Source organism: Azospirillaceae bacterium, from assembly GCA_028283825.1.
Classification (GTDB): Bacteria; Pseudomonadota; Alphaproteobacteria; order Azospirillales; family Azospirillaceae; genus Nitrospirillum.
The window spans coordinates 91331-113693 of the sequence record JAPWJW010000004.1 but is presented as its reverse complement, the minus strand read 5'-3'; the positions used below and the strand labels follow the sequence as shown (position 1 = coordinate 113693).

The window sequence follows — 22363 nt, the reverse complement described above, 5'->3', positions numbered from 1 at the left end:
CAGTGGGGCAACGCCGTGGCAGCCGTCGATTGGGCGCGCGAGGAACCGGACGCCAGGCGTTCACCACAGCGGCGCAACCTGCTGGGCGCCTGCCTCGCCCACCTGCTGCATGACGGCTACACCGACCAGCTTTATGCCCTGCTGCCTGTCTGGCAGGAGGCGTTTGGCCTCTCCTATGCCGGGTTGGCGCTGGTGCGCGCGCTGTACTCCGGAACGATGGGCGGCTTGCAGGTGCCGGCGGGCCGGTTCACCGGCAGGCTCAGCCCCCGTGCCGCCCTGGCGCTGGCCACGCTGATCGCCGCTGGCGGTTATCTGCTGATGGCCCTGCCGCTTGGCTTCCCCGGCCTGTGCGCCGGGCTGGTCCTGGCGGGCATCGGGTCCAGCGTGCAGCACCCGCGCGCCTCACTGCTGGTCACGGAAACCTATGGCAGGGCGGCGCGCGGGCCCCTGGGCATCTACAATTTCGCCGGCGACCTGGGCAAGGCCACCTTCCCGGCAGTCGTCGCCCTGCTGCTGCCCGTGTTCGCCTGGCGCCCCGTGGTGGGCATCATGGGGCTGGTGGGACTGGTGGCCGCCTTGGGCCTGCTGGCCCTGATACCGCCGCAGCCCGCTGTTTTGCCCAAGGATAAGTCCTACACGGCGGGCGGCAACGGCCGGGGTTTCGGCTTGCTGCTGGCCATCGGCGCGTTCGATACCGCCACGCGCATGGGTTACCTGCTGTTCCTGCCCTTCCTGCTGCACAGCAAGGGTGCCACCGGGGCGACCACCGGCATCGGCCTGGCCCTGCTGTTCGCCGGCGGCGCCTTGGGCAAGGCCTGCTGCGGCCCGCTGGGGCAGCGCTTCGGCGTTGTCTGGACGGTGGTGATCACCGAAGGGGCGACGGCCCTGTTCATGATCACGACGTTGATGGTGCCGCTCAACCCCACCCTGTCACTGCTGCCCTTGCTGGGCATCGTCCTCAACGGCACCTCCTCCGTCCTGTACGGAACCGTGCCGGAACTGGCGAAGAATGGCGAGGTCGGGCGGGCCTTCGCCCTGTTCTACACCGGCGTCATCGGTGCCGGCGGGCTGGCCCCCATCGCCTATGGCGCCATCGCCGACCATTCCGACCGCACCATCGGCGTCGTGGCGGCCACACTGACCGCCGCCGCCATCATCCCCATGGTCTTGGCCTTGCGCCCCTTCCTGACCAGGCCGGAAGGGATGTAGGACGCGACCGCGTCCGCCGGACCTTTCCGGGGAGCCGAAGGCGGACTGGAAAGGGAGGATCAGCCAAGCCGGCGGATGCCGGCGCCCGGCGCTTGAGGGCGATGCATAAGCATCACAAACGCGCGGTGACGGCCTTGGTCTCCAGATAGCCGTCCATGCCTTCCCGGCCAAACTCGCGCCCCCAGCCGGACTGGCGATAGCCGCCGAAGGGGATGTTGTTGCCGATGGCGCCGTGGCAGTTGATGGACACCTGGCCGGAGCGGATGCGCGACGCCAGCTTGTGCGCGGTGGACAGGCTTTGGGTCCACACGCTGCCCGACAGGCCGTATTCGCTGTCGTTGGCCAGATCGGCGATTTCCTCGATGTCGGTGGTGTCCAGCTTGTTGATGGCCATGACCGGCCCGAAGATCTCATCCCGGAACAGGCTCATGTCCGTCTTCACGTCGGTGAAGATGGTGGGCGGCAGGAAGTGGCCGGGCCGGTCGGGCTGCACGCCGCCGGCCACCAGGCTGGCACCCTGTTCCTGGCCCCGCCTGACGAAACCCATGACCCGGGCGGCATGGCCGGCGCTGACCAGGGGGCCGAACTGCACGGTGGGGTCCAGGCCGTGGCCCAGCTTGAAGGTCTGGCTGAAGGCCACCATGCCCTCCACCAGCCGGTCGTGGATGTCCTTGTGGACGAAGATACGGGTGCCGGCCATGCAGTTCTGGCCCTGCAGGAAGAAGGTGGCCATGGCCACGCCGGGAATGGCCAGGTTCAGGTCGGCGTCCGGCATCACCACCACCGGCGACTTGCCGCCCAGTTCCAGCGACACCTTCTTCAGGTTGCCGGCGGCGGCCACCACGATCTTGCGCCCCACCTCGGTCGACCCGGTGAAGCTGATCTTGTCCACCTTGGGGTGGGCGGCCAGGGCGGCCCCCACCACCTCACCCGGGCCGTTGACGATGTTGACGACGCCGTCGGGGAACCCGGCCTCCTTGATCAGCCGGCCCAGCAGCAATGCGGATAGCGGTGTTTCCTCCGCCGGCTTGACCACGGCGGTGCAGCCGGCGGCCAGGGCCGGGGCCAGCTTCAGCACCAGGGTGGACAGGGGCACGTTCCACGGCACGATCAGGCCCACCACGCCCACCGGTTCCTTGACCGTGTAGGTCAGGGCCTCGGCCTCCGCCGCCACATGGGCCGGCGGGGTGGTGGTGACGCCCTCAATGCGCAGGGCCCAGCCGGCGTAGTAGTCGAACATCTCCACGACGTTGTTGATGGTCAGCGCGGAGATGAAGGTGGGCATCCCGTTGTCCAGGATCTCCAGCTCGGTGAACAGGCGAGCGTCACGCTCGATCAACCGGGCCAGGCGGGTCATCAGGCGCGCGCGCGCCGGGCCCAGGCTGCGGCCCCAGCCGCCGTTGAAAGCGCGGGTGGCGGCCGCCACCGCGGCGTCGATGTCCGCCACCCCGCCGGACGCCACCGCCGCCAAGGTCAGGCCGGTGGCAGGATCGTCGGTGATGATGCCGTCACCCGCCCCCGGCGTCCAGGCGCCGTTGATCAGCAGGCCGTGGCGTTCGGCCAGGAAATCGCGGACGGCCGGCAGGACGGGCAAGCCGTCGAAGGGCTGGGGGGCGGGCATGGGAACTCTCCGGACAGGCTGGCGGGTATCAGACGGGAACTCAGACGGGAACCGTGGCACAATCGTAGTCGAACAAGCCCAGGCTATCCTCATTGCGGACGGCCTTCAGCCCGAACAGTTCCGCGTCCTCCACCTGCATGCGGTCGGCGTTGGCGTTGGATTCTTGCTGGATGAAGGTGGCGCGCTCATGCCGCGCCGCCTCATATCGGCGCAGGCCTTCGCCGGCGGTGTCGCTGGCGGCCAGGGCGCGGGCCAGGACGATGGCGTCCTCGATGGCGCAGGCCGCACCCTGGCCCATGAAGGGCGTCATGCCGTGGGCGGCGTCGCCCAGCAGGGCCACATTGTCGCCGGCCACCCAGGTGGGCAGCGGCTTGCGGGCATTGATCGCCCACTTGTACAGCGCGTCCTCGCGCACCGACGCGATCATGGTTTGCACCTCCGGACACCAGCCGGCGAACACCTGCTCCAGATCCGACCGCTGGGCGCGGATGGTCCAGCCATCCTCCGTCCAGCCGTCCTGGCGGGCGAAGAACACCATGTTCAGGATGGTGGCATTGCGCACGGGGTAGCGCACGATCATGCGCTGCGGGCCGATGTGGACGCCCGGCCACTGCACCAGGTCGGTCAGCGCCTCGGTCACCGGCACCAGGGCGCGCCAGGCGATGTGGCCGGTGAAATGGGCCGGGGCCGTCTCGAACGCCTGACGGACGGCGGACTTCACGCCGTCGGCGCCGATCAGGATGTCGCCCTCGGCCCGACGGCCGTCCTCCAGCACCGCGACCGGGCCGTCGGTGCCGACCACGCGGGCGTTGGTCAGCAGGGTGCCGCCCTTGCACCGCGCCTCATCCACCAGGATGGCGTGCAGGTCGGCGCGGTGGATGTAGACGTAAGGGGCGCCGTGCTTGTCGCGCATGTTGCCGCGGTCCACCGCGCGCAGCACCCGGCCGTCGGACCAATGCTGGATGCGCTGGCGCGAGGGTTCCACGCCGGCCGCCGCGATGGTTTCCGACAGGCCCAGGTACAGATAGCCCTTCATGGCGTTGGGCGACAGGGTGACGCCGGCGCCGATTTCCGCGAACGCCGGGGCCGCCTCCAGCACCGTGACGTCGAAGCCCTTGCCCAGCAGCGCAATGGCTGTCGTCAGCCCGCCAATGCCGCCCCCAACGATGGTAATCCGCGCCTTTTCCATAGGCTTGCCGCCCCTATCCGTTCGGCCGGTCCGTCGCCGGCCACAGGGGTGATTAGGCGGTGATAAGCCCTTGCGGGCCAAGGCGCGCCCACCGGCTGTCCACGGGACGGACACCACCAGGTGGACAATGCGGCGCCCGAAAAGTTATCGCAGTGCGAGGAGAAGCCCTATTGGTATATTTATAGGCTAACTTTAGGCCAAACCCCATGATACCGTCCCTGTCATAAAATTGACCGATCGGGGAGATTGGGAATTGGACAAGATCCGGCCTGTGCGCGCCATGCTGCGCGTGCTTGATGTTCTGCAAGTTTTGAACAGCCGCAACGGTGTCACCGTCACCGATGTGGCCAGCGCCATCGACCTTCCCCGCACCACGGCCTACCGGGTGCTGGAGACTTTATGCTCCGCCGGCTATGCCATTCGCGACACCTCCGACGACCGCTACCGCCTGACGGTGCTGGTCCGGGGCCTGTCGGACGGCTTCGATGACGAGACCTGGGTGGCCGACGTGGCCCAGCCCATCGTCACCCAGCTGGGCCAGAAGGTCATCTGGCCGGTGTCGCTCAGCACCAATCAGGGCAATTCCATGCTGGTCCGCTACACCACGGACCGCAACAGCCCGCTGGCGCTGGAACGCTACAACGCCGGCGTCCGGCTGAACCTGCTGAACACCGCCGCCGGCCAGACCTACCTGGCCTTCAGCCCGCCGGCCCAGCGCGAGGCCCTGCTGGACATCGCATTGGGTTCCGACGGGCAGATGGAAGGGGCCGGCCGCCAGCGCGACCTGATCGAGAAGATTTTGGCCCACATCAACAAGCTGGGCTACGCCATGAACATCCGGCAGTACCGGGGCGAATCCTCCGCCGCGGTGCCGATCTTCAGCGGCAGCACCCTGCTGGGCTGTGTCGGCATGCGCTTCATGGACAAGGCCCTGCCCGAGGCGACCTTCCGCGCCAAGTTCCTGCCGGAACTGCAGCACGCCGCCGCCCGCATCGGCGAGGCCTACGCGGATTGGACCGACGAGTTCCAGGCGGACCTGAAGGATGCCATGCCCACCCGGCGTTGGGATTGGACGCTGGAGCGCCGCATGGAGCATGTGGAGCACTAAGCGCGGCGCTGATGGGCCCGCTTCGGCGGGAGATTGGGGAGAGGGGCTGCCGGCGACGGCGGCCCTTCTGCCGTTAAAGGGCAGCGGCGGCCGGCGGGGACAGCGTGGAGCGGTCCGCCGCCTGCCACACCTCGCCCGGCGCCACGGCGATGAAGCGATCCGCCGGCACACCGCGCTGGGCCAGGGCGGCCGCCAGTTCCTGCTTGGGCGCCAGGCGTTCCTCATCCGACAGGTTGAAGCTGCCCCAGTGCACGCCCAGCGCCTGATGGGCCCCGCAATCGGCCATGATGCGCAAGGCCTGGTCGGGGTCCACGTGCTGGTCCTTCATGAACCAGCGCGGGGCGTAGGCGCCGATGGGCAGGATGGCGACCGTGGGTTCGCCATAACGGTCGCGCACGTCACGGAAGATGGCGCCGTCGCCGTATCCCGTATCACCCGCGATATAGACCGGCCCTGAGGGCGTGGTCAGCACGAAGCCGCACCACAGCGCCATGCGCCGGTCCCCCACCCGCCGCGCCGACCAATGGTGGGCCGGGTGGAACCAGGCGGTGGCGCCCTCGCCCAGGCAAATGGATTGGTGCCAGTCGCCGACCTCCACCGCGATGGGGCCGGTCTCATCGTTCGCCACCTCGCGCGCCACCACGGCGTCGTTGCCCAGGGGACTGAGGATGCGCGGCCGGTGGACGGTCCACAGCCGGCGCAGGGTCTGGACGTCCAGATGGTCATAGTGGTTGTGGGTCAGCAGCACGGCGTCGATCGGCGGCAGATCGTCGAAGGCCACGCCCGGTGCCTCCACCCGGCGGGGGCCGGCCCAGCTGACGGGACTGACCCGGTCCGACCACACCGGATCCACCAGCAGGTTCAGGCCCGCCACCTGCACCAGCACGGTGGCGTGGCCGACCATGGTGATGACAAGGCCATCCACACGGGGCCGCGGCTTCACCTGCCGCACGTCCACGAATTTGGGCCAGGTGGTGGGGCGCGTCCCGCCAAAGCGCCAACGCAGGATGTCGCCAAAGGAACGGTCGGTGGTCGGTTGCCCGGGGTTGAAGAAACGCAGGCCGTCGAAGTGATCGCTGGCGGGGCCAGTGTAGTAGGGGTTCGTCGTCATTCAGGCCCTGCACATTTCCCAGGCTGCACCAGCCTCCGTTAAGTCGGAAGGCGGCCCGCCAATTCAAGATCGGGGCGCGCCTATCTTTGTGCCATGTCAAAGACATCGCCGGCCCCTTCCCGGAAAGTGCCCATTCCGCCGCCGGACCATCCCTTGGGCCGGCGCCCTGGTCCTTTGGGGAATCCCGTCCCATGAGCCTTGATCCCATCAATCCACCGCCGCTGTCGCCCCTGCTGCTGGCCGGCCTGCTGCTGGGCATGCTGCCGCCCCTCCCCTTGGGCCTGAAGGGCGATCCCTTGGCGGGACCGGTGGCCGGCCTGGTGGCGCGCCTGGCCTTCGCCCGGCTGCGTCGCCGCAAGGCTGCGGTGTTCCAGCGCCTGGGCGTGCTGGGGGAAAAGGCCTTCCTGATCGATCCGGCCGACCTGCCGGTCCGCCTGCTGCTGCGCCCGGCCGGCCTCAACCCCGGCCTGTTCCCCGTCGCCGACGGTGCCCCGGCCCCGCACGCCGCCGCCACCATCCGGGCCCCGCTGGCGCAGTTGCTGGCCCTGCTGGAGGGCAAGATCGACGGGGATTCCCTGTTCTTCAGCCGGCAGCTGATGATTGAGGGCGATATGGAGGCCGTGCTGATCCTGCGCAACGCCGTGGACGGCGCGGGCATCGACCTGCGGACCGACCTGGGTGGCGGTGGGCTGATGGATCGCCTGTTCGCCGCCGGCCAGCGACGCTACGACACGTTGGACCGCCTGCTGCACGTGGGTGCCGGCGCCCTGCGCGGGGCCCCGGGCGCACCGCCCCCGCCCGCCCTGCCGGGCATGGTGCTGCCGGGCGTCATGGTGAAGGACGCTCACTGATGGCCCCCCTCTCTTTGGTCTGCCCGGCCGGCACGCCGGCGGCGCTGGACGCGGCGGTGGAGGCCGGGGCCGACGCCGTCTATTGCGGTTACGCCGACGCCACCAACGCCCGCAACTTCCCCGGCCTGAACTTCAGCCGGGATGAGATGAAGGCCGCCGTGCGCCGCGTCCATCAGGCCGGCCGGCACCTGTACATCGCCATCAACACCTTCCCCAGGGCGGGGGAGGAGGCCATCTGGCACCAGGCGGTGGATGCCGCCGCCGACGCCGGGGCCGATGCCGTCATCCTGGCCGATCTGGGCCTGCTGTCCCATGCCACGACCACCCATCCACACCTGCGCCTGCACCTGTCGGTCCAGGCCGCCGCCTCCACGCCCGAGGCCATCCGTTACCTGGCGTCGGCCTTCGGCGTGCAGCGCGTGGTGCTGCCCCGCGTGCTGACCCTGGCGGAGGTGACGGCCCTGACCGCCGCCGTGGCCCCGGTGGAGACGGAGGTGTTCGCCTTCGGCGGCATGTGCGTCATGGCGGAGGGGCGCTGCCAGCTGTCCAGCTACGTCACCGGGCAGTCACCCAACACCCATGGCGTCTGTTCGCCAGCCAGCCAGGTGCAGTTCCGGCGCGAAGCCGATGGCGCCGTCGCCTCCCGCCTGGGCGACGTCACCATCGACCGCCACCCGGCCGGCGCGCCGGCGGGCTATCCCACCCTGTGCAAGGGCCGGTTCCGCGCCAACGCCGCCACGGGCTACCTATTCGAGGAGCCGACGTCCCTGAACGCCGCCGACCACATCCCCGGCCTGATCGCCGCCGGCGTCAAGGCGCTGAAGATCGAGGGACGGCAGCGCGGCCGCGCCTATGTCAGCCGCGTGGTGGGGGAATTCCGCCGCGCCATCGACGCCGCCGCCCAGGGCGGCTTCCGCATGCCGGATCTCGCCAGCGAGATGGAAGGCGGCCGCGCCACCGCCGGCGCCTATGACCGGCGCTGGCGCTGAGGGAACCCACGACCATGCCTAGCGCCAAGCTGACCCTCGGCCCCCTGAACTTCCACTGGACCACGGCCGTGCGCCGCGACTTCTACGCCCGCATCGCCGATGAGGCGCCGGTCGACACCGTCGTCCTGGGCGAGGTCGTCTGTTCCAAACGGGCACCCTTTTTCGACAGCCACATCCCCGAGATGATCGAACGCCTGGAACGGGGCGGCAAGGAGGTGGTGCTGGCCAGCCTGGCCCTGGTGATGCAAGCGCGTGAGCGTCAAAGCGTGATGGACCTGGCGGCCGGCGCCGATCATCTGGTGGAGGCGAACGACTTGACGGCCATGGCCGCCTGCGCCGGCCGGCCGCACGCCATCGGCCCGCTGGTGGCGGTCTACAACCCCGGCACGCTGGAGGTGATGGCCCGCCAGGGCGCCACCCGCGTCTGCCTGCCGGGCGAACTGACGGCTGACGCCATCCTGGCGCTGGCGCGCGCGGCGCTGATCACCAACACGCAGCTGGAGGTCCAGGCCTTCGGCCGCCTGCCGCTGGCCATTTCCGCCCGCTGCTACCACGCCCGCGCCCACGGCCTGCACAAGGACGGCTGCCGCTACGTCTGTGAGAAGCACCCCGACGGCATGGACCTGGAAACCCTGGACGGCGCGCCCTTCCTGGCGGTGAACGGGGTACAGACCCTGTCGGGCAGCTATCTCGACCTGCTGGGAGAAATGGGGCGCCTGCGCAACATCGGCGTCGATCGCTTCCGCCTGTCGCCCCAGGACTGCGACATGGTGGCGGTGGCGCACACCTTCCGCGATGTGCTGGATAACACCATGACCGTGGCGCAGGGCCAGGAACGCCTGCGTGACCTGTGCCCCGGCCAGCGGTTCAGCAACGGCTTCTTCCATGGGGCGGAGGGCATGGCCTATCGCCCGCGCGCGCCGGCGGAATAAGCGCCTTCTGCACGAAAAATGCTACGAACCTGTCACGCCGCCGAGTTGCAAAAGGCCAGCGGCCCGCTATCCTCCCAACTTACACTTTGGGGGTAGCCGGGTATGCGTCGCTTCTGGGCCGGGTCTTTCGTCAGTTTGTGTCTGGCCCATGCCGCGTATGCGGCCGACCAACCGGTGCAGGCGCCGCCGCCGGCCTGGGTCAAGCCCGTCGCCCTTCCCGCCGCGCCGGGCGCAAGCGGGGCCGCCGTCCAGATTCTGCTGCAGGACCAGCAGATGAACGTGACGGCGGAAGGGCTGGAGGTTTACGCCGAGACGGCAACCCGCATCCAGACGTCCCAGGGTCTGGCCGCCGTGGGCACGCTGCAAATTCCCTGGAAGCCGTCGACCGACACCCTGACCATCCACAAGGTCCAGATCCTGCGCGATGGCCGGGTGATCGACGTGCTGGCCGGCCAGTCCTTCACCGTGCTGCGGCGCGAGATGAACCTGGAATACGCGGCCCTGGACGGCGTGCTGACGGCGACCCTGCAACCGGAAGACTTGCGCGTCGGCGACATCCTCAGCCTGGCTTTTTCCATCAGGCGGGTGGATCCGGTGCTGAAGGGCATGACCGACTGGTCGCTGGAGGGCCCCGCCGACTATCCCGTGGCGCATATGAGCCTGCGGGCCCGCTGGTCACACGACGTGGCCATGCACTGGCAGGCCAGCGAGGCGCTGAAGGACATGAAGCAGGCCCGCGACGGCGACGCGGTGGAGGTGGCGATGGCGCAGGACGATGTCCAGCCCCTGGTCCAGCCCGCCGGCGCGCCCCTGCGTTTCGTCCAGCTGCGCCGGGCGGAATTCAGCAACTTCCCCTCCTGGGGTGCGGTGTCCGGCCTGATGTATCCGCTGTTCGTGAAGGCGGCCGTCCTGCCCGACCGATCGCCCCTGAAGGCGGAGGCGGCCCGGCTGAAGGCGGCGTCCCCCGACCGCAAGGCCCAGGCCGCGGCGGCCCTGGCCCTGGTGCAGGACCACATCCGTTATGTCTTCCTGGGGCTGAACGACGGCGGCCTGGTGCCGGCCACGGCGGACGAGACGTGGTCCCGGCGCTTCGGTGACTGCAAGGCCAAGACCGTGCTGCTGTTGGCCCTGCTGCATGAACTGGACATCCCGGCGGAGGCGGTGCTGGTCAATACACCAGGCCGGTGACGGCATGGACGCGCGCCTGCCGGCGCTGGAGAACTTCAACCATGTGCTGGTCCGGGCCACCCTGGACGGCAAGGCCTATTGGCTGGACGGCACGCGCACCGGTGATCGCGGGTTGGACGATCTGGAGATACCGAATTTCCACTGGGGCCTGCCCCTGGCGGCCAAGGGTGCTACGCTGGTGCCCGTCATCCCCAAGCCGCTGGACCGGCCGGCCAGCAATGTCGACATCCGCATCGACGCCACCGCCGGCGTCCACGCCCCGGCCCCCATCCATGTGCAAAGCGTCTTCACCGGCGACGCCGCCGTGGGCCTGAAGCTGAGCCTGGCCAACTACGCCCCGCCGGAGCTGGAGCGGGGCCTGCGTGATTATTGGCGCAAGCAGTACGATTTCGTGGACGTGCAGTCGGTTTCGGCCAATTACGACCCGGGGACGGGGGCGGAGACCCTGGTCATGGACGGCACCGCCCACATGGACTGGTCCCGCCGCAATTATGAGACGGACGGCACCGGCGTGGGCTATCGCGCGGACTTCAAGCGCACGCCCGGCCCTCACGACGACGCCCCTTACGTCACCGCCTTCCCCCTTTATACCCGCACCGCTGAGACCATCTTGCTGCCTTACGACGGCCGGGGCTTCACGATCAGCAACCGCGCCGACGTGGATAGCACCGTCGCCGGCGTGCGGTACCGCCGTTCCGCCGGCCTGAAGGGCGGAACCTTCACGGTTGAGACCACCCGGCGCAGCACGGTGCCCGAGTTCCCGGCCGCCGACGCCCCGGCGGCACAGCAGACCCTGCGCGATCTGGCGGCGGCGGCGGTTTACGTCTACATGCCGTCCGCGTACAGGTTGACGCCCAAGGACATCGAAGTCGAACAGGCCCGGCAATTGACTACCGCTGATGACTATATCACGCGGGGCAACGACCTGATGACGGCTGGCGATCTTGACCATGCCATCGCCGATTTCGACCGCGCCGTGGCGCTGAATCCCAAGTCCGCGACCGCACTGGCCGACCGGGGGCAGGCCTTTTACTATAAACGTAATTTCGAGTTGGCCCGCCGGGATTTCGACCTTGCCGATGCCGCCGACCCCCGCAACGCCGTGACCTTCCGTGGACGCGGCATGATGGCATTGGATCAGGCGGACATGAAAGGCGCCATCGCCGCTTTCACCACATCGCTGGAAATCGACCCGAACAACACCTTTGCGCTAACCCAACGCGCGCGCGCCTATTCGGTCCTGGACGACTACCCCCATGCCCTGGCCGACATGGAAACAGCGCTGCGGATTCAGCCCGATGTAACGCAGGGTTATGCCGAATGCGCCAGCCTTTATCTGGAGATGCACGACAAGGAAAAGGCGGCGGATGAAGCGGTGAAGGTGATTACGGCGAACCCCGATCTGGCCGATGCCCACTTCGTGAGCGGTACCATCTACAGGATGCTGGAACGGAACGCCGATGCGTTCAAGGCCTTCAGCCGCTCCCTGGAACTGAAGCCACAGCCGGCGACCTATCTTAACCGTGCGCGGGTGCGGCCGGTGGAAGATCTGGCCGGTCAGAACGCAGACCTTGATGCCGCCCTGGCGATGGATCCCAAGTTCGTCCCGGCATATCGCGAGCGCGCGTCCTTGGCGGTGAAGGCAGGGGATATGGAAGGTGCCATTGCGGCCTATACGGCTGCGCTGGACGCCAAGCCCGGCAACGCGGACGCCCTGCTGCAACGGGGGCTTCTGTACGCGAAGATGGGGAAACCGGACTTGGAAAACGCGGATTTCGTGGCCGCTCGGGCCAATGTCCAAAACCCAGTCGGCCTGAACAATATGTGTTGGGTCAAGGCCACCATGGGCGGTGATCTGCAAAGCGCCCTGGCCGACTGTGACGCGTCGCTGGCGATGGAGCAGTCCCAAAGCGCCCGGTCGGCAGCGTTGGACAGCCGGGGCTTTGTGCTGTTGCGGTTGGAGCGATACGACGAAGCAATCGCCAATTTCGACGACGCGCTGAAAATCATGCCCACCCGCTACATGTCACGGTACGGTCGCGGCATCGCTCACCTGCGCAAAGGTGAGCGCGAAGCGGGTGAAGCCGATATCGCCAAAGTCCAGGCGTCCGACCCTGAGGCCGAAAAGGAATACGCCAAGTATGGCGTGACGCCCTGACGTTTTCGCCTTCCCCGTAACGGGCGACATCGCGCCCACTGCCGGGAACCGCCTTCATCACTGGTGGTTTTGTCCGACAGGCCGGAAAGGCCGTCCACCGCCGCGCCTGCCTTTGGCGCGCCTGAAGGAGGAATCCCATGGCATCGCACGCGCCCCCCACCAACGGCCCCGCCGGTAATGGGCCCCCCGCCAACGGATCGTCGAAGCCTGCCCCCCACACCACGGGGCCGGATGTCCGGCCGCGATCCACCGCGCGCACCAAGCTGGAGCAGCTGGCGGAAGGTGCTTATGTCGGCACGGCGGAATTGGCGCCCCCGCCCCGCCATGCGCGGCGGCCGCTGGCCCTGAAGGTCGGCGACATCCTGACCAGCCGGCCGGTGCTGTACACCGCCCTGGGTGTCGTGCTGGGTGCCTTGCTGACCCGCCGCCGGGCGTGACCTGAATATGAGAAGGCCCGCAATATGAGAAGGCCCGCGTGGGACTGTCCACGCGGGCCTTCATGGGTAGGCTTAAGCGTTGCCGCTTAGCTCTTGGTGTAATGGAACTCGGGCTGCTTGCTCAGCACGTCCTTGTTGCCGCCCGGCAGGGTGATCTTGTCGTCCGTCACCTGCAGGGCGCTGAACGGGATGGCGACCAGACGATCACCCACGCCCAGGAAACCACCCACCGAGAGGACGGCGTAGGGCACGCTGTCCTTGGGCGAGATGATCAGGTCATCGACGGTGCCGACGGTGTCGTTCTGATCGTTCACCACCTTGGCGCCGACGATCTTGGACGAGCGGTGGCCGGCGGCCACGGTGACCACGTCCACCTTGGTGGTGGCGATGCGCTGGGTGGTGCCCTGCGCCTGCGACGGGGCGGACGGCAGGACGACGGCGGTGCCCAGGGCGGAGACGCTGAGGGCGGCGGCCAGATACAGGTTGGCGCGTTTCATGGTAATTCCTCCGGTTGTGGGCGGCGCCTTTGAGATCCCCCGGTTAAGGTCCGGCGGGGTGGCGCCAAGGTTGCCCGGTTGCTTCAACAAAACTGTCTTAACGGATTGAAGAACCACCGGAAGTTTCCTTTTGTTCCTGCTGGCGTCGAGGAACGGGGAAATACCTTATTTTCGCCACAACCTAAAGCGGATGGGCTCACGCCGCCGCCCGGTTCAGCCTGGCCTTGGCCAGCATGGTCAGGCGTTCGTCCGTCGCCTTTTCCTCATCCAGGCTATGGCGCAGCAGGTGGGCGCTGTCCTCCCGGCCCAGGATACCGGCCCAGGCCAACAGGGTGCCGTAACGGGAAATCTCGTAATGCTCCACCGCCTGGGCGGCGGCGACCAGGGCGGCGTCCAGCACATCCTTGTCGGCGATCTCCGACGCCATCTGCTCCGCCTCATCCAGGATGCCGTCGATGGAGGGGCACTTCACCCCTTCCGCCACGGCGCCATGCAGGTGGAACACCTGTTCCAGCCGGGCGATCTGCTCGATGGTTTCACGCAGATGCGTCTCGAACCCATGGCGCAGTTCATGGTCGGTGGCCTTTTCGGCCATCTTGGGCAGGGCCTTGGCGATGCGGTGTTCCGCGTAATAAATGTCCTTCAACTGGTGGACGAACAGGTCCTGCAGCGTCTGGATGTCTTTGGTGAACAAACCCATGGCCGTTCCTCCGCTTCGTATGGCGATGCCCTATGGAAATAGCCCCGCCGTGCCACAACGCGGAAGCGTGGCCGCTTGTTCCACCGGAACCTCACCGCAACGCGTCAGTGCCGGGTCCACTGCGTGGTGGCCTGCAGGCCCGACAAGCTGGGACTGCTCAAAGGAACGACCCGCCCCGGCATGCCCATCAGGGCCGCCAGCTTGGTCCGGGCACGGTTGACGCGGCTCTTGATGGTGCCCAGGGCGCAGCCGCAAATCTCGGCCGCCTCCTCGTAACTGACGCCGGCACCGCCCACCAGCACCAGCGCCTCACGCTGATCCTCCGGCAAGGCCGCCAGGGCCGCCTTCAATTCACGGCCGGTGATGCCCCATTCCTGCGACGGTTCCATCATCAGGCGGGCGGTGTGGAAGCCTTCGGGATCGGCCACCTCGCGCTGGCGGCGCTTGGCCAGGGAATAGTGGCGGTTGCGCAGGATGGTGAACAGCCAGGCGCGCAGGTTGGTGCCGGCGGTGAACTGGTGGGCATGGGACCAGGCGCGGACGACGCAGTCCTGGACCAGATCGTCGCTGTCGGCCGCGTTGTTGGTGAGCGAGCGGGCGAAGGCGCGCAACGCCGGCAGCAGGCGCACCACCTCATCCCGGAAATCGGGTTCGCCGGCAGGGGCAACCCGGGACGGTGTGCTGAGTTCAACGGCGGAAGAATCGGATGGCATGGGCTGCCTCCTTGAAAAGGATATTCCCTGCGAGTTAAATACTCAGGGAAATACGACAAGCTCGTGGAGCGACGACAGATATCGTGGCGCATTCCGTGATGCGCATTCCAATGTTATATCCGAACACTCAAAGAGTCCCTGGCTTTTCCGAGAGTCATTGTCCGCCTCTATTTTGCCATCTGTGTTTATGGGGCGTATCCGGATCAGCCTAATATGGGCCTAATTTGCTATTGCGGGCGTCCTACGCATCTTCACGTTTTCTTGGGTGCTGGGAAAGGCCGCGCATTTTCGCCGCGCTTATGCCGTCAAAAATGCGCAGGCTCGGAAACTTTCCGGGCGCTCCACCGGTTTGACATGTGTAACCCCACCCGAAGAACCGATAGCAGAGGAGCGATGCAGGTCATGCCGGTACATGGAAAATCCGCCCCGCACACCGTTCAGCAGCCCGCCTCGCCCCTCACCGACACCATCGCGGCGGCGGTGCCGAACCTGCGCCGCTATGCCCGTGCGCTGACGGGCAGCGCCGCCAGCGGCGACGCCTATGTGCGCATGGTGCTGGAAACCCTGGTCCAGGACGGCGTCGGCGTCCTGGGACTGCGGCCCGACCGCGTGGCCCTGTTCCGCCTGTTCCACCGCATCTATGCCGGCGGCCATCTGGAACTGGGGGATGAGGGCCTGTCCAGCGCGGGCCCGCGCGCCCTGTTGCACGCCTTGCCGGCCGAAGAGCGTGAGGCCCTGCTGCTGACAGCGGTGGAAGGGTTCACGGCGGAAGAGACGGCCTTGATCATGGGCCTGCCCTTGGCGCCGGTGCGCCGGAACATCCATCTCGCCAGGGCGGCCATCGCCGACCGCCTGCGCACCGGCGTCCTGATCATCGAGGATGACATGATGGTCGCGCGGCACCTGAAGAAGCAGGTCGCGGCGCTGGACCACGAAATCCTGGCCGTCGCCCGCACCCGGCAGGCGGCGATGTCGCGGGGCGAGGGCGGCCGCACGCCGGCGATGATGATGTAGCCGATAGGGATGGTGATAAAACGCCGGAACCAACCGGCCGCCCACCACTTCCTTCCCCGACCCCGTCGGCGGCGTTTTGCCTTTGTCCCCCGTTGGCGCCTCGACTAAGGTCGGGGTGGCCGGCTTCCGAGGCCGGGGGTGAGGGGCATTTTTCCGAGGGAGCGGCACCATGACGAAACAGCGGAAGCCCGCGACCGGGAAGCGCGCCCCCCTCCTGACCGCCACGGCGGCGGCACCCCACGCACAGCGTGATGAGCGGCCTGACGACGGGACCACCGACGGTGCCCCGGACGCCATCACGCGCGGCCTGCGCGAGATGTTCAACGAAGTGGCCAACGAGCCCCTGCCCCAGGACTTGCTGGACCTGGTCGACCGTCTGGCGGCGGATCAGAAGAAACGCAGGCAGTAGACGGGCGCTCCTTTCCCGGAACGCCCGCCGGAAAGCCTCACGTCAGGCCTTACGCGCCGCCGCCACCAGGCCGTCCAGCCAGTCCTGGTGGCCGTTGATCATGGGATTGGGTCTGGTCCGCGCCAAGTCCTTGGCCGGATTGCCGTTCTGGGTTTCCTGGGTCAGGACGCGGACACGGCCCCCCGGCAGATCCTCCACCAGCCAGGCGTGGTGGACGTCCAGGCGGGTGTCGCCCTCGCCCGCCCAGCCATGCCAGGCGACGCGGCCCGGCCGGCCATCCGCCGGCGGCACATATTCCACCACCTGCGCCTCGACCGGGAAACCGAAGGTCTCGAAATAGAAGCGGTCGCCATCGGCCAGTTCCGGCCCCTTGCCGTCATGAAAACGGATGTTGGCGGAGTTGGCGTAATAGGTGGGCCACAGCGGCGCCCGGGCCAGGAAGGGCCAGATGTCGGCGGCGCTCAGGCCGGCCACGATCACCTCGTTGGAGGCGAAGTTGTCGCTGAAGCCGGGGATGTAGCCCTCCGGCCAAATGATCTCATGCATGTCGTCCATCCTTTGCGATCTGTCGGATGAGCGGAAGATGGGCGGCGCCCAGACATAAGACAAATCGCAACTCAGCATCATACCAATAAGATCAGGTGATATTGTGAGTGGCACGGCGCAGCAGGGTCACCACCGCCGCCTCTTCCGCCGACAGGCCTTCATGCCCTTCGCTACGCCGGCGCAGGTGAAAGCGGCCCGCCAGGTATTCGTCCATGATCGCCGGATGGACGTAGCATTGCCGGCAGACGGTGACGGTGTTGCCCAGGCGGGCCGCCACCCGTTTCAGCGCCGTGGTGATCATGCGCCGGCCATGGGTGGGGCTGGTGGGCGCCGGCGCGTCGCTGAGCGCCAGGGCCATCATGACGGTACCGGCCCAGGTGCGGAAATCCTTGGCCGTCACCATCTCCCCCTTATCGCCTGTCGCCGCGCGCAGATAGGCGTTGACGTCGGCGGAGGTCACCTCCCGCCGGTGGCCGTCGGCGTCCAGGTACTGGAACAGCGGCTGGCCCGGCAGTTCCTGGCAGGCCTTGACGATGCGGGCGACGCGCCGGTCCGTCACCTTCAGCCGCCATTCCTTGCCACTCTTGCCCCGGAAGCTGAAACGCAGCTGTGATTTCTCCACACTGACGTGGGCGGCGCGCAGGGTGGTCAGGCCGTAACTGCGGTTGGTGCGGGCATAGTCGGCGTTGCCCACGCGGATCAGGGTGGTGCCCAGCAGGTGCACCACGGTGGCCAGCACCTTCTCCCGCGGCAGGCCGGGCACGCCCAAATCGCGGGCGACGGCGTTGCGGATATCGGGCAGCCGCCGGGCGAATTCCAGCAGGTGCTGGAATTTGGCGCCATCGCGCGCCTGGCGAAACGCGGGATGGTAGATGTACTGCTTGCGCCCCTTGGCGTCGCGGCCGGTGACCTGCAGATGCCCGTCGGGGTCGGGACAGATCCAGACGTCGGTCCAGGCCGGTGGGATGACCAGGGCGCGCAGGCGGGCCAGCACCCCCTTGTCCCTGACCGTCGTCCCGTCCGGCAGGCGATAGCCGAAACCCGAACCGACCTTGCGGCGCCGGATGCCGGGCTCACCATCGCTGACATAGACCAGGCCCGCCGCGTCGGTCATTCAGCCGCCGCCTTCCGCCGGGCACAGACCGTGTACAGGCATTGCCCCACCACGGCCGTCGCCAGGACCAGGGCGTTGGTGGTGACGAACACCCAGTTGCCCAGCATCCAGGAATACGCGACGAAACCGAGGGAGGTGGCGATCTGCCCGGCGAACAGCCATTTCGACACCCCCTTGGTCGACCGTTCGCGCCACTGCGTCCACACCTGGCAGGCCAGGGTCAGGAACAGCAGCAGCGCCGCCGCCCAGCCGATGATGTCCACCCCCGACGCGCCCGCGTTCATGGCCGTGCTCAATCCTGTTTCGCCCCCGCCCCGACCTTCACACCCAGGACATGGCAGGCGCGCGTGGTCAGGTCCTGGTCCTGGTCGAAATACCCGGCCCAGGGGTCGGGGCCGCGGGCCAGGGCGGACGCAGTGGCGATGGTGCGGCCATCGGCGCGGTCCGCCTTCGCCAGATCGTCCCAACTGACGGGACAGGCGATGGGGGTGCCGGGCCGGGCCCGGGTGGAATAGGGGGCGATGGCGGTGGCCCCCCGGGCATTACGGAAATGGTCGATGAACAGCCGGCCCTGGCGCCGCACCTTGCTCATCGTCGCCACATAGGCATCCGGGTTGGCCTCCACCAACTGCGACGCCACCCCCTTGGCGAAGGCGCTGACCACCGGCCATTGGCGGCGACCGCCCGCCCCGCCCGGCCCTAGCGGCGCCACCACGTGCACCCCCTTGCCGCCGGTCAGCAACGGGAAACTGGCCAGATCCAGCGCCGCCAGCACATCGCGCACCGCGATTGCCGCCGCCTTCACCTGGGCGAAGGGCAGCCCCTCCTCCGGATCCAGGTCGAAGACCAGCCGGTCCGGCGATTCCAGGCGGCGCACCGGGCTCCCCCACAGGTGCAGTTCCAGCACGCCCACCTGCGCCGCGGCGATCAGCCCGCCGGCGTCGGCCAGGTAGAAATAGTCCATCAGCCGACCGTCCTTTTCCTTCACCGGCCGGCGGCGCAACTGGGGCGGTGTGCCGGCGCCGGCATGGCGCTGGAAGAAACAGGCCTGCGCGTAGCCTTCCGGACAACGCAGCAGGCTCAACAGCCGGCCGGCGGCATAGGGCACCATGCGCGGCGCCATGATGTGCAGGTACGTCGCCAGTTGGCGCTTGGTCAGCCCCGACGCCGGATCCAGCACCCGGTCGGGATGCGTCAGGACCACGCCGTCCATCCTGTCGCCGTCGCCGGCCGCGGGGTCCTTGGCCCGTACGGCCTTGGCCATCGGCTCCGCCTTTTCCAGCACGACCGCTTGCGCCGGCTTGTCACCGCGCAGGCCCAGGTAGCGCCCCTGGCGCACCAGGCGGTCCCCGGTGAAGCCGGCGAACGCGACCTCCGCCACCAGGTCGGGGCGCACCCAGCGGGCATCGCGGGCGACGGCCAGGGGCACCGTCTCGATGGCCACGCCGGGCGTCTTGCGGGTCAGGTCGCGCAGGCGGGCGTGCAGGCCGGTGAGGGTATCGGCATCGAAACCCGTGCCGACGCGGCCGGCGTAGCGCAATTCCCCTCCCTCCCGCAGGCCCAGCAGCAGCGAGGCGAAGGCGCGGCCATGACTGGAGGGGGACCAGCCGACGATGACGAATTCCTGCCGGTTGCCGCACTTGATTTTCAGCCAATCATGGCCCCGCCCCGGCCGATAGGGGGAGATGGCGCGCTTGGCGATGATGCCCTCGAACCCCTGGTCGCACAGGGTGGTCCACAGGCCGGCGCCGTCCGCCATGACGTGTTCGGTGAAAAAGACGGGGCCGGTCTTGCCGGTTTCCCCCAGCAGCATGGCCAGGCGGGCCTTGCGGTCCACCAGGGGCCGGGATGCCCAGTCGCGCCCCGTTTCCGCCGGCAGGTCGAACACGTAAAAACTGAGCGCCGCCTGATCGTTCTTCAGCGCCTTTTGCAGGGCGCTGAAGTTGCTGTGCCCCTGCGCGTCCAGCGAGACGATCTCACCGTCCAGCAGCACGGGCGGCAGGTCCAGGGCCACCAGCGCCCGCACCAGCCCAGGGAAGCGGTCCGTCCAGTCCAGCCCCGACCGGGTATGGATCACCACCCGGTCGCCCGATACCGCCACCAGGGCGCGGTAGCCATCGAACTTGGGCTCGAACAGCCAGCCGGGCCCGTCGGGCGGCGCATCGACCAGGGTGGCTAGGGTGGGCTCGACAAACGCCGGCGGCGGGCCCTTGGCGCGGGCGGGCATGGTCTTGCCCGTCGCGGGCTTCTTATGGTCGCCGTCGGGGTGGTCAAGCACGTCGTCATCGATGCTCGGGGCCATGGGTGGCCTCCCTTCAGGATGCAAGCCGTTTCGCCGAGGCTTGGGCATCATCGGGGGCCCGCAGCTTGTCGGTGGTATCGAAATGGAAACCCGCGCTCCGTCCCGGGGCGTAGGTACAGCCGGACATGCCGGTACGTCTGTCCATGGGCGGCGCCATCGGCGTCACTTGCCCGGCCGCCGAGCCAGGACCAGCCACCCTGATACGGCACCCCACGCCTCACGCACGGTCAGCACCACGTGGCTCTGCTCATGGTCCATGGCTCACAAATCCTATGCGACCGCACACATAGGACAGCAACCTTCAGCTGTCGGCCTTGGTTCCGATCATGTTCCTGGTCGGGTCACGTCCCACTGCGTGGTGTAGGAGGCGCCTGTCAGCGGTTAAGGCGCGCCCTGACATCATGTCTCACAGACGATGGCTTCGGGCCAAAGGCAAGAGCCGCCCGCCCCGAAAGCGGCCCTTGGTCTTCGCGTTATGTGTGTTCCGGCCGAGAGGCAAGGCACTTATCCCGCAGCCTGCAGAATCCCAATCGAATCAGGAGAGCCCACTGAACGCGACCTGTATCGCGGCATTGAACTCGTCCATTGTCGAGACTCTGCCGGTCTCTCACTTGATCGGCGGCGGGCTCGTCCAGTTCTCCTGGGCAACGGCATCCGGCCAGGCGGAGCCGATTGGCTGCAATGTAACCCACGTCTCCACCAGCTTGCCATCCTCGGTGCGGTAGGACTGAAAGCCCGCTTGACTGCGCGGCTCGCCGGTTTCCGGATCGGTCCATTTGAAGGCGAAGCGAAACCATGCGCGATTGCCGCTGAATGCGTGGTCGTACACGACGACGCGAATACCCGGACGCGCCTTGTGCACCTGTTGAATTTCAGCGGCGTAGGCATCCCGTGTCACGGAGCGATTCCCCTGCTGGTCATGCCGAACATAGGTCTCGCCGACGCAGCCGGGGATCAGATCATATCGCCCTTCGTGCCAGACGCTTTCCCAACGATTGAAAAGATCGATAAGGGGGCTCGTGTCGGTCATAGATGCGGCCTTATTGGTTTGCGTGTTTTCCGGGGATCGGGCGGTCGAATGCGCGAGTGTGGGCGTCGTGACCAGCCCGCACAACACCGTCAGGATCAAAAGATCGGCGGTTCGGATCAACGAACACCACCCGACGTTCCGCCCAGAAACGGATAGTCGGTATAGCCCTCGCGGCCGCCGCCATAGAAGGTCGCCCGGTTGTAGGGATTGAGCGGCACGCCCTGGCGCAACCGCTGGGGCAAGTCGGGGTTGCCGATGAACAAGCGGCCAAAGGCGACCCCGTCGGCCTGCCCGGCGGCAATGGTGCCGCGCGCTGTATCGGCGGTATAGCCACCGGCTGACAGGATCGGCCCGCCGAACCTTGCCTTGAACAGGCCCGCGGCATTGGGGGCATTGATATCGTTCGGCGTATCATCACTGGTCCAAGTGACGCGCGGTTCGATCAGATGGAGATAGGCGAGACCACGCTTGCCGAGTTCGCCAACGACATAATCCCAAAGCACGCGTCCATCTTCGTCTCCCATGTCACCGACGGTTGACCAGGGTGAGAGACGCACGCCGGTGCGATCCGCGCCGATCGCGTCGGCCACCGCATCGACAACCTCCAACAGGAAACGCGCTCGGTTTTCGATCGATCCTCCATAGATATCGGATCGCTTGTTCGCCGCGGTCTGAAGGAATTGATCGAGCAGATAGCCGTTGGCGCCATGCACTTCGACGCCATCGAAGCCCGCTTCTCGCGCGTTGCGGGCCGCCTGCACGAAATCCTGGGTGATCCCGGCGATCTCCGCGATCTCCAGCGCCCGGGGTGTTTCAAACGGAACGGGGGTGCCATCCGCGTCCGTGTGACTGCCTGACGGGGCGATGGCGGAGGGCGCGACCGGCAGGGCTCCGCCCGGCTGTATCGACGAATGCGATATGCGGCCGACATGCCAGATCTGACTGACAATCAGGCCACCTTTCGCGTGCACCGCGTCGGTCACAAGGCGCCAACCCGCAATCTGTTCCGGCGAGTAAATGCCCGGCACCCAGCGATAACCACGCGCCTGCGGCGTGATGTCTGTCGCCTCGGTGATCTGAAGACCGCCATCACTGGCACGCTGGCCGTAATATTCGGCGTTGAGTGCATGCGGCACGTCACCCGGTTGCTGCGCACGCATACGGGTCAGCGGCGCCATCACCACGCGGTGCTTGAGGGCGAGCGCGCCAAAGTTGGTGGCGGTGAAAAGGGGGTCTGGACTCACG

The 22363-nt window shown here is 67.7% G+C and carries 22 protein-coding genes; 10 read left to right on the top strand and 12 right to left on the bottom strand.

Features of this window, described 5'->3' with window-relative positions; genetic code table 11:
* The first annotated feature begins 15 nt into the window (after positions 1-15).
* Positions 16-1209 carry an MFS transporter gene (locus PW843_24835; GenBank protein ID MDE1149790.1) on the top strand — a complete coding sequence of 398 codons (1194 nt, stop codon included), beginning with the start codon at positions 16-18 and terminating at the stop codon, positions 1207-1209.
* Positions 1210-1321: 112 nt separating this feature from the next.
* Here PW843_24835 and PW843_24830 read toward each other — a convergent pair whose 3' ends face one another.
* Positions 1322-2830 (bottom strand): aldehyde dehydrogenase family protein, encoded by a 1509-nt coding sequence (locus PW843_24830; GenBank protein MDE1149789.1) that lies wholly within the window; start codon positions 2828-2830, stop codon positions 1322-1324.
* Positions 2831-2870: 40 nt separating this feature from the next.
* Positions 2871-4019 (bottom strand): FAD-dependent monooxygenase, encoded by a 1149-nt coding sequence (locus PW843_24825; GenBank protein MDE1149788.1) that lies wholly within the window; start codon positions 4017-4019, stop codon positions 2871-2873.
* A 253-nt stretch (positions 4020-4272) separates the two neighbouring features.
* On the opposite strand from PW843_24825, the gene PW843_24820 reads away from it, so the two are divergent.
* A complete protein-coding gene (locus PW843_24820; GenBank protein MDE1149787.1) occupies positions 4273-5127 on the top strand; it encodes a helix-turn-helix domain-containing protein in 855 nt (284 codons plus the stop codon).
* 73 nt (positions 5128-5200) lie between these two features.
* Here the strand turns inward: PW843_24820 and PW843_24815 are convergent, their stop codons facing one another.
* Positions 5201-6238, bottom strand: a complete 1038-nt coding sequence (locus tag PW843_24815) for an MBL fold metallo-hydrolase (protein MDE1149786.1) — start codon at positions 6236-6238, stop codon at positions 5201-5203.
* A gap of 191 nt (positions 6239-6429) precedes the next feature.
* On the opposite strand from PW843_24815, the gene PW843_24810 reads away from it, so the two are divergent.
* The 6 genes from PW843_24810 (at position 6430) to PW843_24785 (ending at position 12793) form a co-directional block, all read left to right on the top strand.
* Positions 6430-7089, top strand: coding sequence for an SCP2 sterol-binding domain-containing protein (locus PW843_24810; GenBank protein MDE1149785.1), 660 nt, complete (start codon positions 6430-6432; stop codon positions 7087-7089).
* Entirely contained in the window at positions 7089-8078 is a 990-nt protein-coding gene (locus PW843_24805) for a U32 family peptidase (protein MDE1149784.1), read from the top strand. The genes PW843_24810 and PW843_24805 overlap by 1 nt, the downstream gene beginning before the upstream one ends.
* Before the next feature lie 14 nt (positions 8079-8092).
* Entirely contained in the window at positions 8093-9010 is a 918-nt protein-coding gene (locus tag PW843_24800; GenBank protein ID MDE1149783.1) for a U32 family peptidase, read from the top strand.
* A gap of 102 nt (positions 9011-9112) precedes the next feature.
* Positions 9113-10198 (top strand): DUF3857 domain-containing protein, encoded by a 1086-nt coding sequence (locus PW843_24795; protein ID MDE1149782.1) that lies wholly within the window; start codon positions 9113-9115, stop codon positions 10196-10198.
* 4 nt (positions 10199-10202) lie between these two features.
* The gene (locus tag PW843_24790) at positions 10203-12356 is read left to right on the top strand and encodes a tetratricopeptide repeat protein (protein MDE1149781.1); all 2154 of its coding nucleotides are present in this window, start codon (positions 10203-10205) and stop codon (positions 12354-12356) included.
* 137 nt (positions 12357-12493) lie between these two features.
* A complete protein-coding gene (locus tag PW843_24785; GenBank protein ID MDE1149780.1) occupies positions 12494-12793 on the top strand; it encodes a hypothetical protein in 300 nt (99 codons plus the stop codon).
* A gap of 86 nt (positions 12794-12879) precedes the next feature.
* Here PW843_24785 and PW843_24780 read toward each other — a convergent pair whose 3' ends face one another.
* The 3 genes from PW843_24780 to PW843_24770 all read right to left on the bottom strand — a co-directional run bounded on the left by PW843_24780 (position 12880) and on the right by PW843_24770 (position 14703).
* Positions 12880-13290 (bottom strand): PRC-barrel domain-containing protein, encoded by a 411-nt coding sequence (locus tag PW843_24780; GenBank protein MDE1149779.1) that lies wholly within the window; start codon positions 13288-13290, stop codon positions 12880-12882.
* 196 nt (positions 13291-13486) lie between these two features.
* Positions 13487-13990, bottom strand: coding sequence for a ferritin-like domain-containing protein (locus PW843_24775; GenBank protein ID MDE1149778.1), 504 nt, complete (start codon positions 13988-13990; stop codon positions 13487-13489).
* Between the two features lie 104 nt (positions 13991-14094).
* Positions 14095-14703, bottom strand: a complete 609-nt coding sequence (locus PW843_24770) for a sigma-70 family RNA polymerase sigma factor (GenBank protein MDE1149777.1) — start codon at positions 14701-14703, stop codon at positions 14095-14097.
* 402 nt (positions 14704-15105) lie between these two features.
* Between PW843_24770 and PW843_24765 the strand changes: the two genes are divergently transcribed.
* Together PW843_24765 and PW843_24760 are read left to right on the top strand one after the other, a co-directional pair.
* A complete protein-coding gene (locus tag PW843_24765; protein MDE1149776.1) occupies positions 15106-15717 on the top strand; it encodes a sigma factor-like helix-turn-helix DNA-binding protein in 612 nt (203 codons plus the stop codon).
* Between the two features lie 169 nt (positions 15718-15886).
* The gene (locus tag PW843_24760) at positions 15887-16126 is read left to right on the top strand and encodes a NepR family anti-sigma factor (GenBank protein ID MDE1149775.1); all 240 of its coding nucleotides are present in this window, start codon (positions 15887-15889) and stop codon (positions 16124-16126) included.
* A gap of 42 nt (positions 16127-16168) precedes the next feature.
* Here PW843_24760 and PW843_24755 read toward each other — a convergent pair whose 3' ends face one another.
* The 6 genes from PW843_24755 to PW843_24730 all read right to left on the bottom strand — a co-directional run bounded on the left by PW843_24755 (position 16169) and on the right by PW843_24730 (position 22362).
* A complete protein-coding gene (locus PW843_24755; protein ID MDE1149774.1) occupies positions 16169-16672 on the bottom strand; it encodes an SRPBCC domain-containing protein in 504 nt (167 codons plus the stop codon).
* Positions 16673-16763: 91 nt separating this feature from the next.
* A complete protein-coding gene (locus PW843_24750) occupies positions 16764-17786 on the bottom strand; it encodes a DNA topoisomerase IB (protein MDE1149773.1) in 1023 nt (340 codons plus the stop codon).
* Positions 17783-18070, bottom strand: coding sequence for a PQ-loop domain-containing transporter (locus tag PW843_24745; protein MDE1149772.1), 288 nt, complete (start codon positions 18068-18070; stop codon positions 17783-17785). The genes PW843_24750 and PW843_24745 overlap by 4 nt, the downstream gene beginning before the upstream one ends.
* 8 nt (positions 18071-18078) lie before the next feature.
* A complete protein-coding gene (gene ligD / locus PW843_24740; GenBank protein MDE1149771.1) occupies positions 18079-20088 on the bottom strand; it encodes a DNA ligase D in 2010 nt (669 codons plus the stop codon).
* Between the two features lie 607 nt (positions 20089-20695).
* Positions 20696-21238 (bottom strand): nuclear transport factor 2 family protein, encoded by a 543-nt coding sequence (locus PW843_24735; GenBank protein MDE1149770.1) that lies wholly within the window; start codon positions 21236-21238, stop codon positions 20696-20698.
* Positions 21235-22362 carry an alkene reductase gene (locus PW843_24730; GenBank protein ID MDE1149769.1) on the bottom strand — a complete coding sequence of 376 codons (1128 nt, stop codon included), beginning with the start codon at positions 22360-22362 and terminating at the stop codon, positions 21235-21237. The genes PW843_24735 and PW843_24730 overlap by 4 nt, the downstream gene beginning before the upstream one ends.
* Position 22363: the final 1 nt, after the last annotated feature.

Coding starts and splice junctions, on each gene's coding strand:
- PW843_24770 (MDE1149777.1), bottom strand. CDS start 14,703: ATGCCATCCGATTCTTCCGCCGTTGAACTCAGCACACCGTCCCGGGTT.
- PW843_24745 (MDE1149772.1), bottom strand. CDS start 18,070: ATGAACGCGGGCGCGTCGGGGGTGGACATCATCGGCTGGGCGGCGGCG.
- PW843_24755 (MDE1149774.1), bottom strand. CDS start 16,672: ATGCATGAGATCATTTGGCCGGAGGGCTACATCCCCGGCTTCAGCGAC.
- PW843_24805 (MDE1149784.1), top strand. CDS start 7,089: ATGGCCCCCCTCTCTTTGGTCTGCCCGGCCGGCACGCCGGCGGCGCTG.
- PW843_24825 (MDE1149788.1), bottom strand. CDS start 4,019: ATGGAAAAGGCGCGGATTACCATCGTTGGGGGCGGCATTGGCGGGCTG.
- PW843_24780 (MDE1149779.1), bottom strand. CDS start 13,290: ATGAAACGCGCCAACCTGTATCTGGCCGCCGCCCTCAGCGTCTCCGCC.
- PW843_24800 (MDE1149783.1), top strand. CDS start 8,093: ATGCCTAGCGCCAAGCTGACCCTCGGCCCCCTGAACTTCCACTGGACC.
- PW843_24790 (MDE1149781.1), top strand. CDS start 10,203: ATGGACGCGCGCCTGCCGGCGCTGGAGAACTTCAACCATGTGCTGGTC.
- PW843_24775 (MDE1149778.1), bottom strand. CDS start 13,990: ATGGGTTTGTTCACCAAAGACATCCAGACGCTGCAGGACCTGTTCGTC.
- PW843_24815 (MDE1149786.1), bottom strand. CDS start 6,238: ATGACGACGAACCCCTACTACACTGGCCCCGCCAGCGATCACTTCGAC.
- ligD (MDE1149771.1), bottom strand. CDS start 20,088: ATGGCCCCGAGCATCGATGACGACGTGCTTGACCACCCCGACGGCGAC.
- PW843_24785 (MDE1149780.1), top strand. CDS start 12,494: ATGGCATCGCACGCGCCCCCCACCAACGGCCCCGCCGGTAATGGGCCC.
- PW843_24760 (MDE1149775.1), top strand. CDS start 15,887: ATGACGAAACAGCGGAAGCCCGCGACCGGGAAGCGCGCCCCCCTCCTG.
- PW843_24795 (MDE1149782.1), top strand. CDS start 9,113: ATGCGTCGCTTCTGGGCCGGGTCTTTCGTCAGTTTGTGTCTGGCCCAT.
- PW843_24810 (MDE1149785.1), top strand. CDS start 6,430: ATGAGCCTTGATCCCATCAATCCACCGCCGCTGTCGCCCCTGCTGCTG.
- PW843_24750 (MDE1149773.1), bottom strand. CDS start 17,786: ATGACCGACGCGGCGGGCCTGGTCTATGTCAGCGATGGTGAGCCCGGC.
- PW843_24830 (MDE1149789.1), bottom strand. CDS start 2,830: ATGCCCGCCCCCCAGCCCTTCGACGGCTTGCCCGTCCTGCCGGCCGTC.
- PW843_24765 (MDE1149776.1), top strand. CDS start 15,106: ATGCCGGTACATGGAAAATCCGCCCCGCACACCGTTCAGCAGCCCGCC.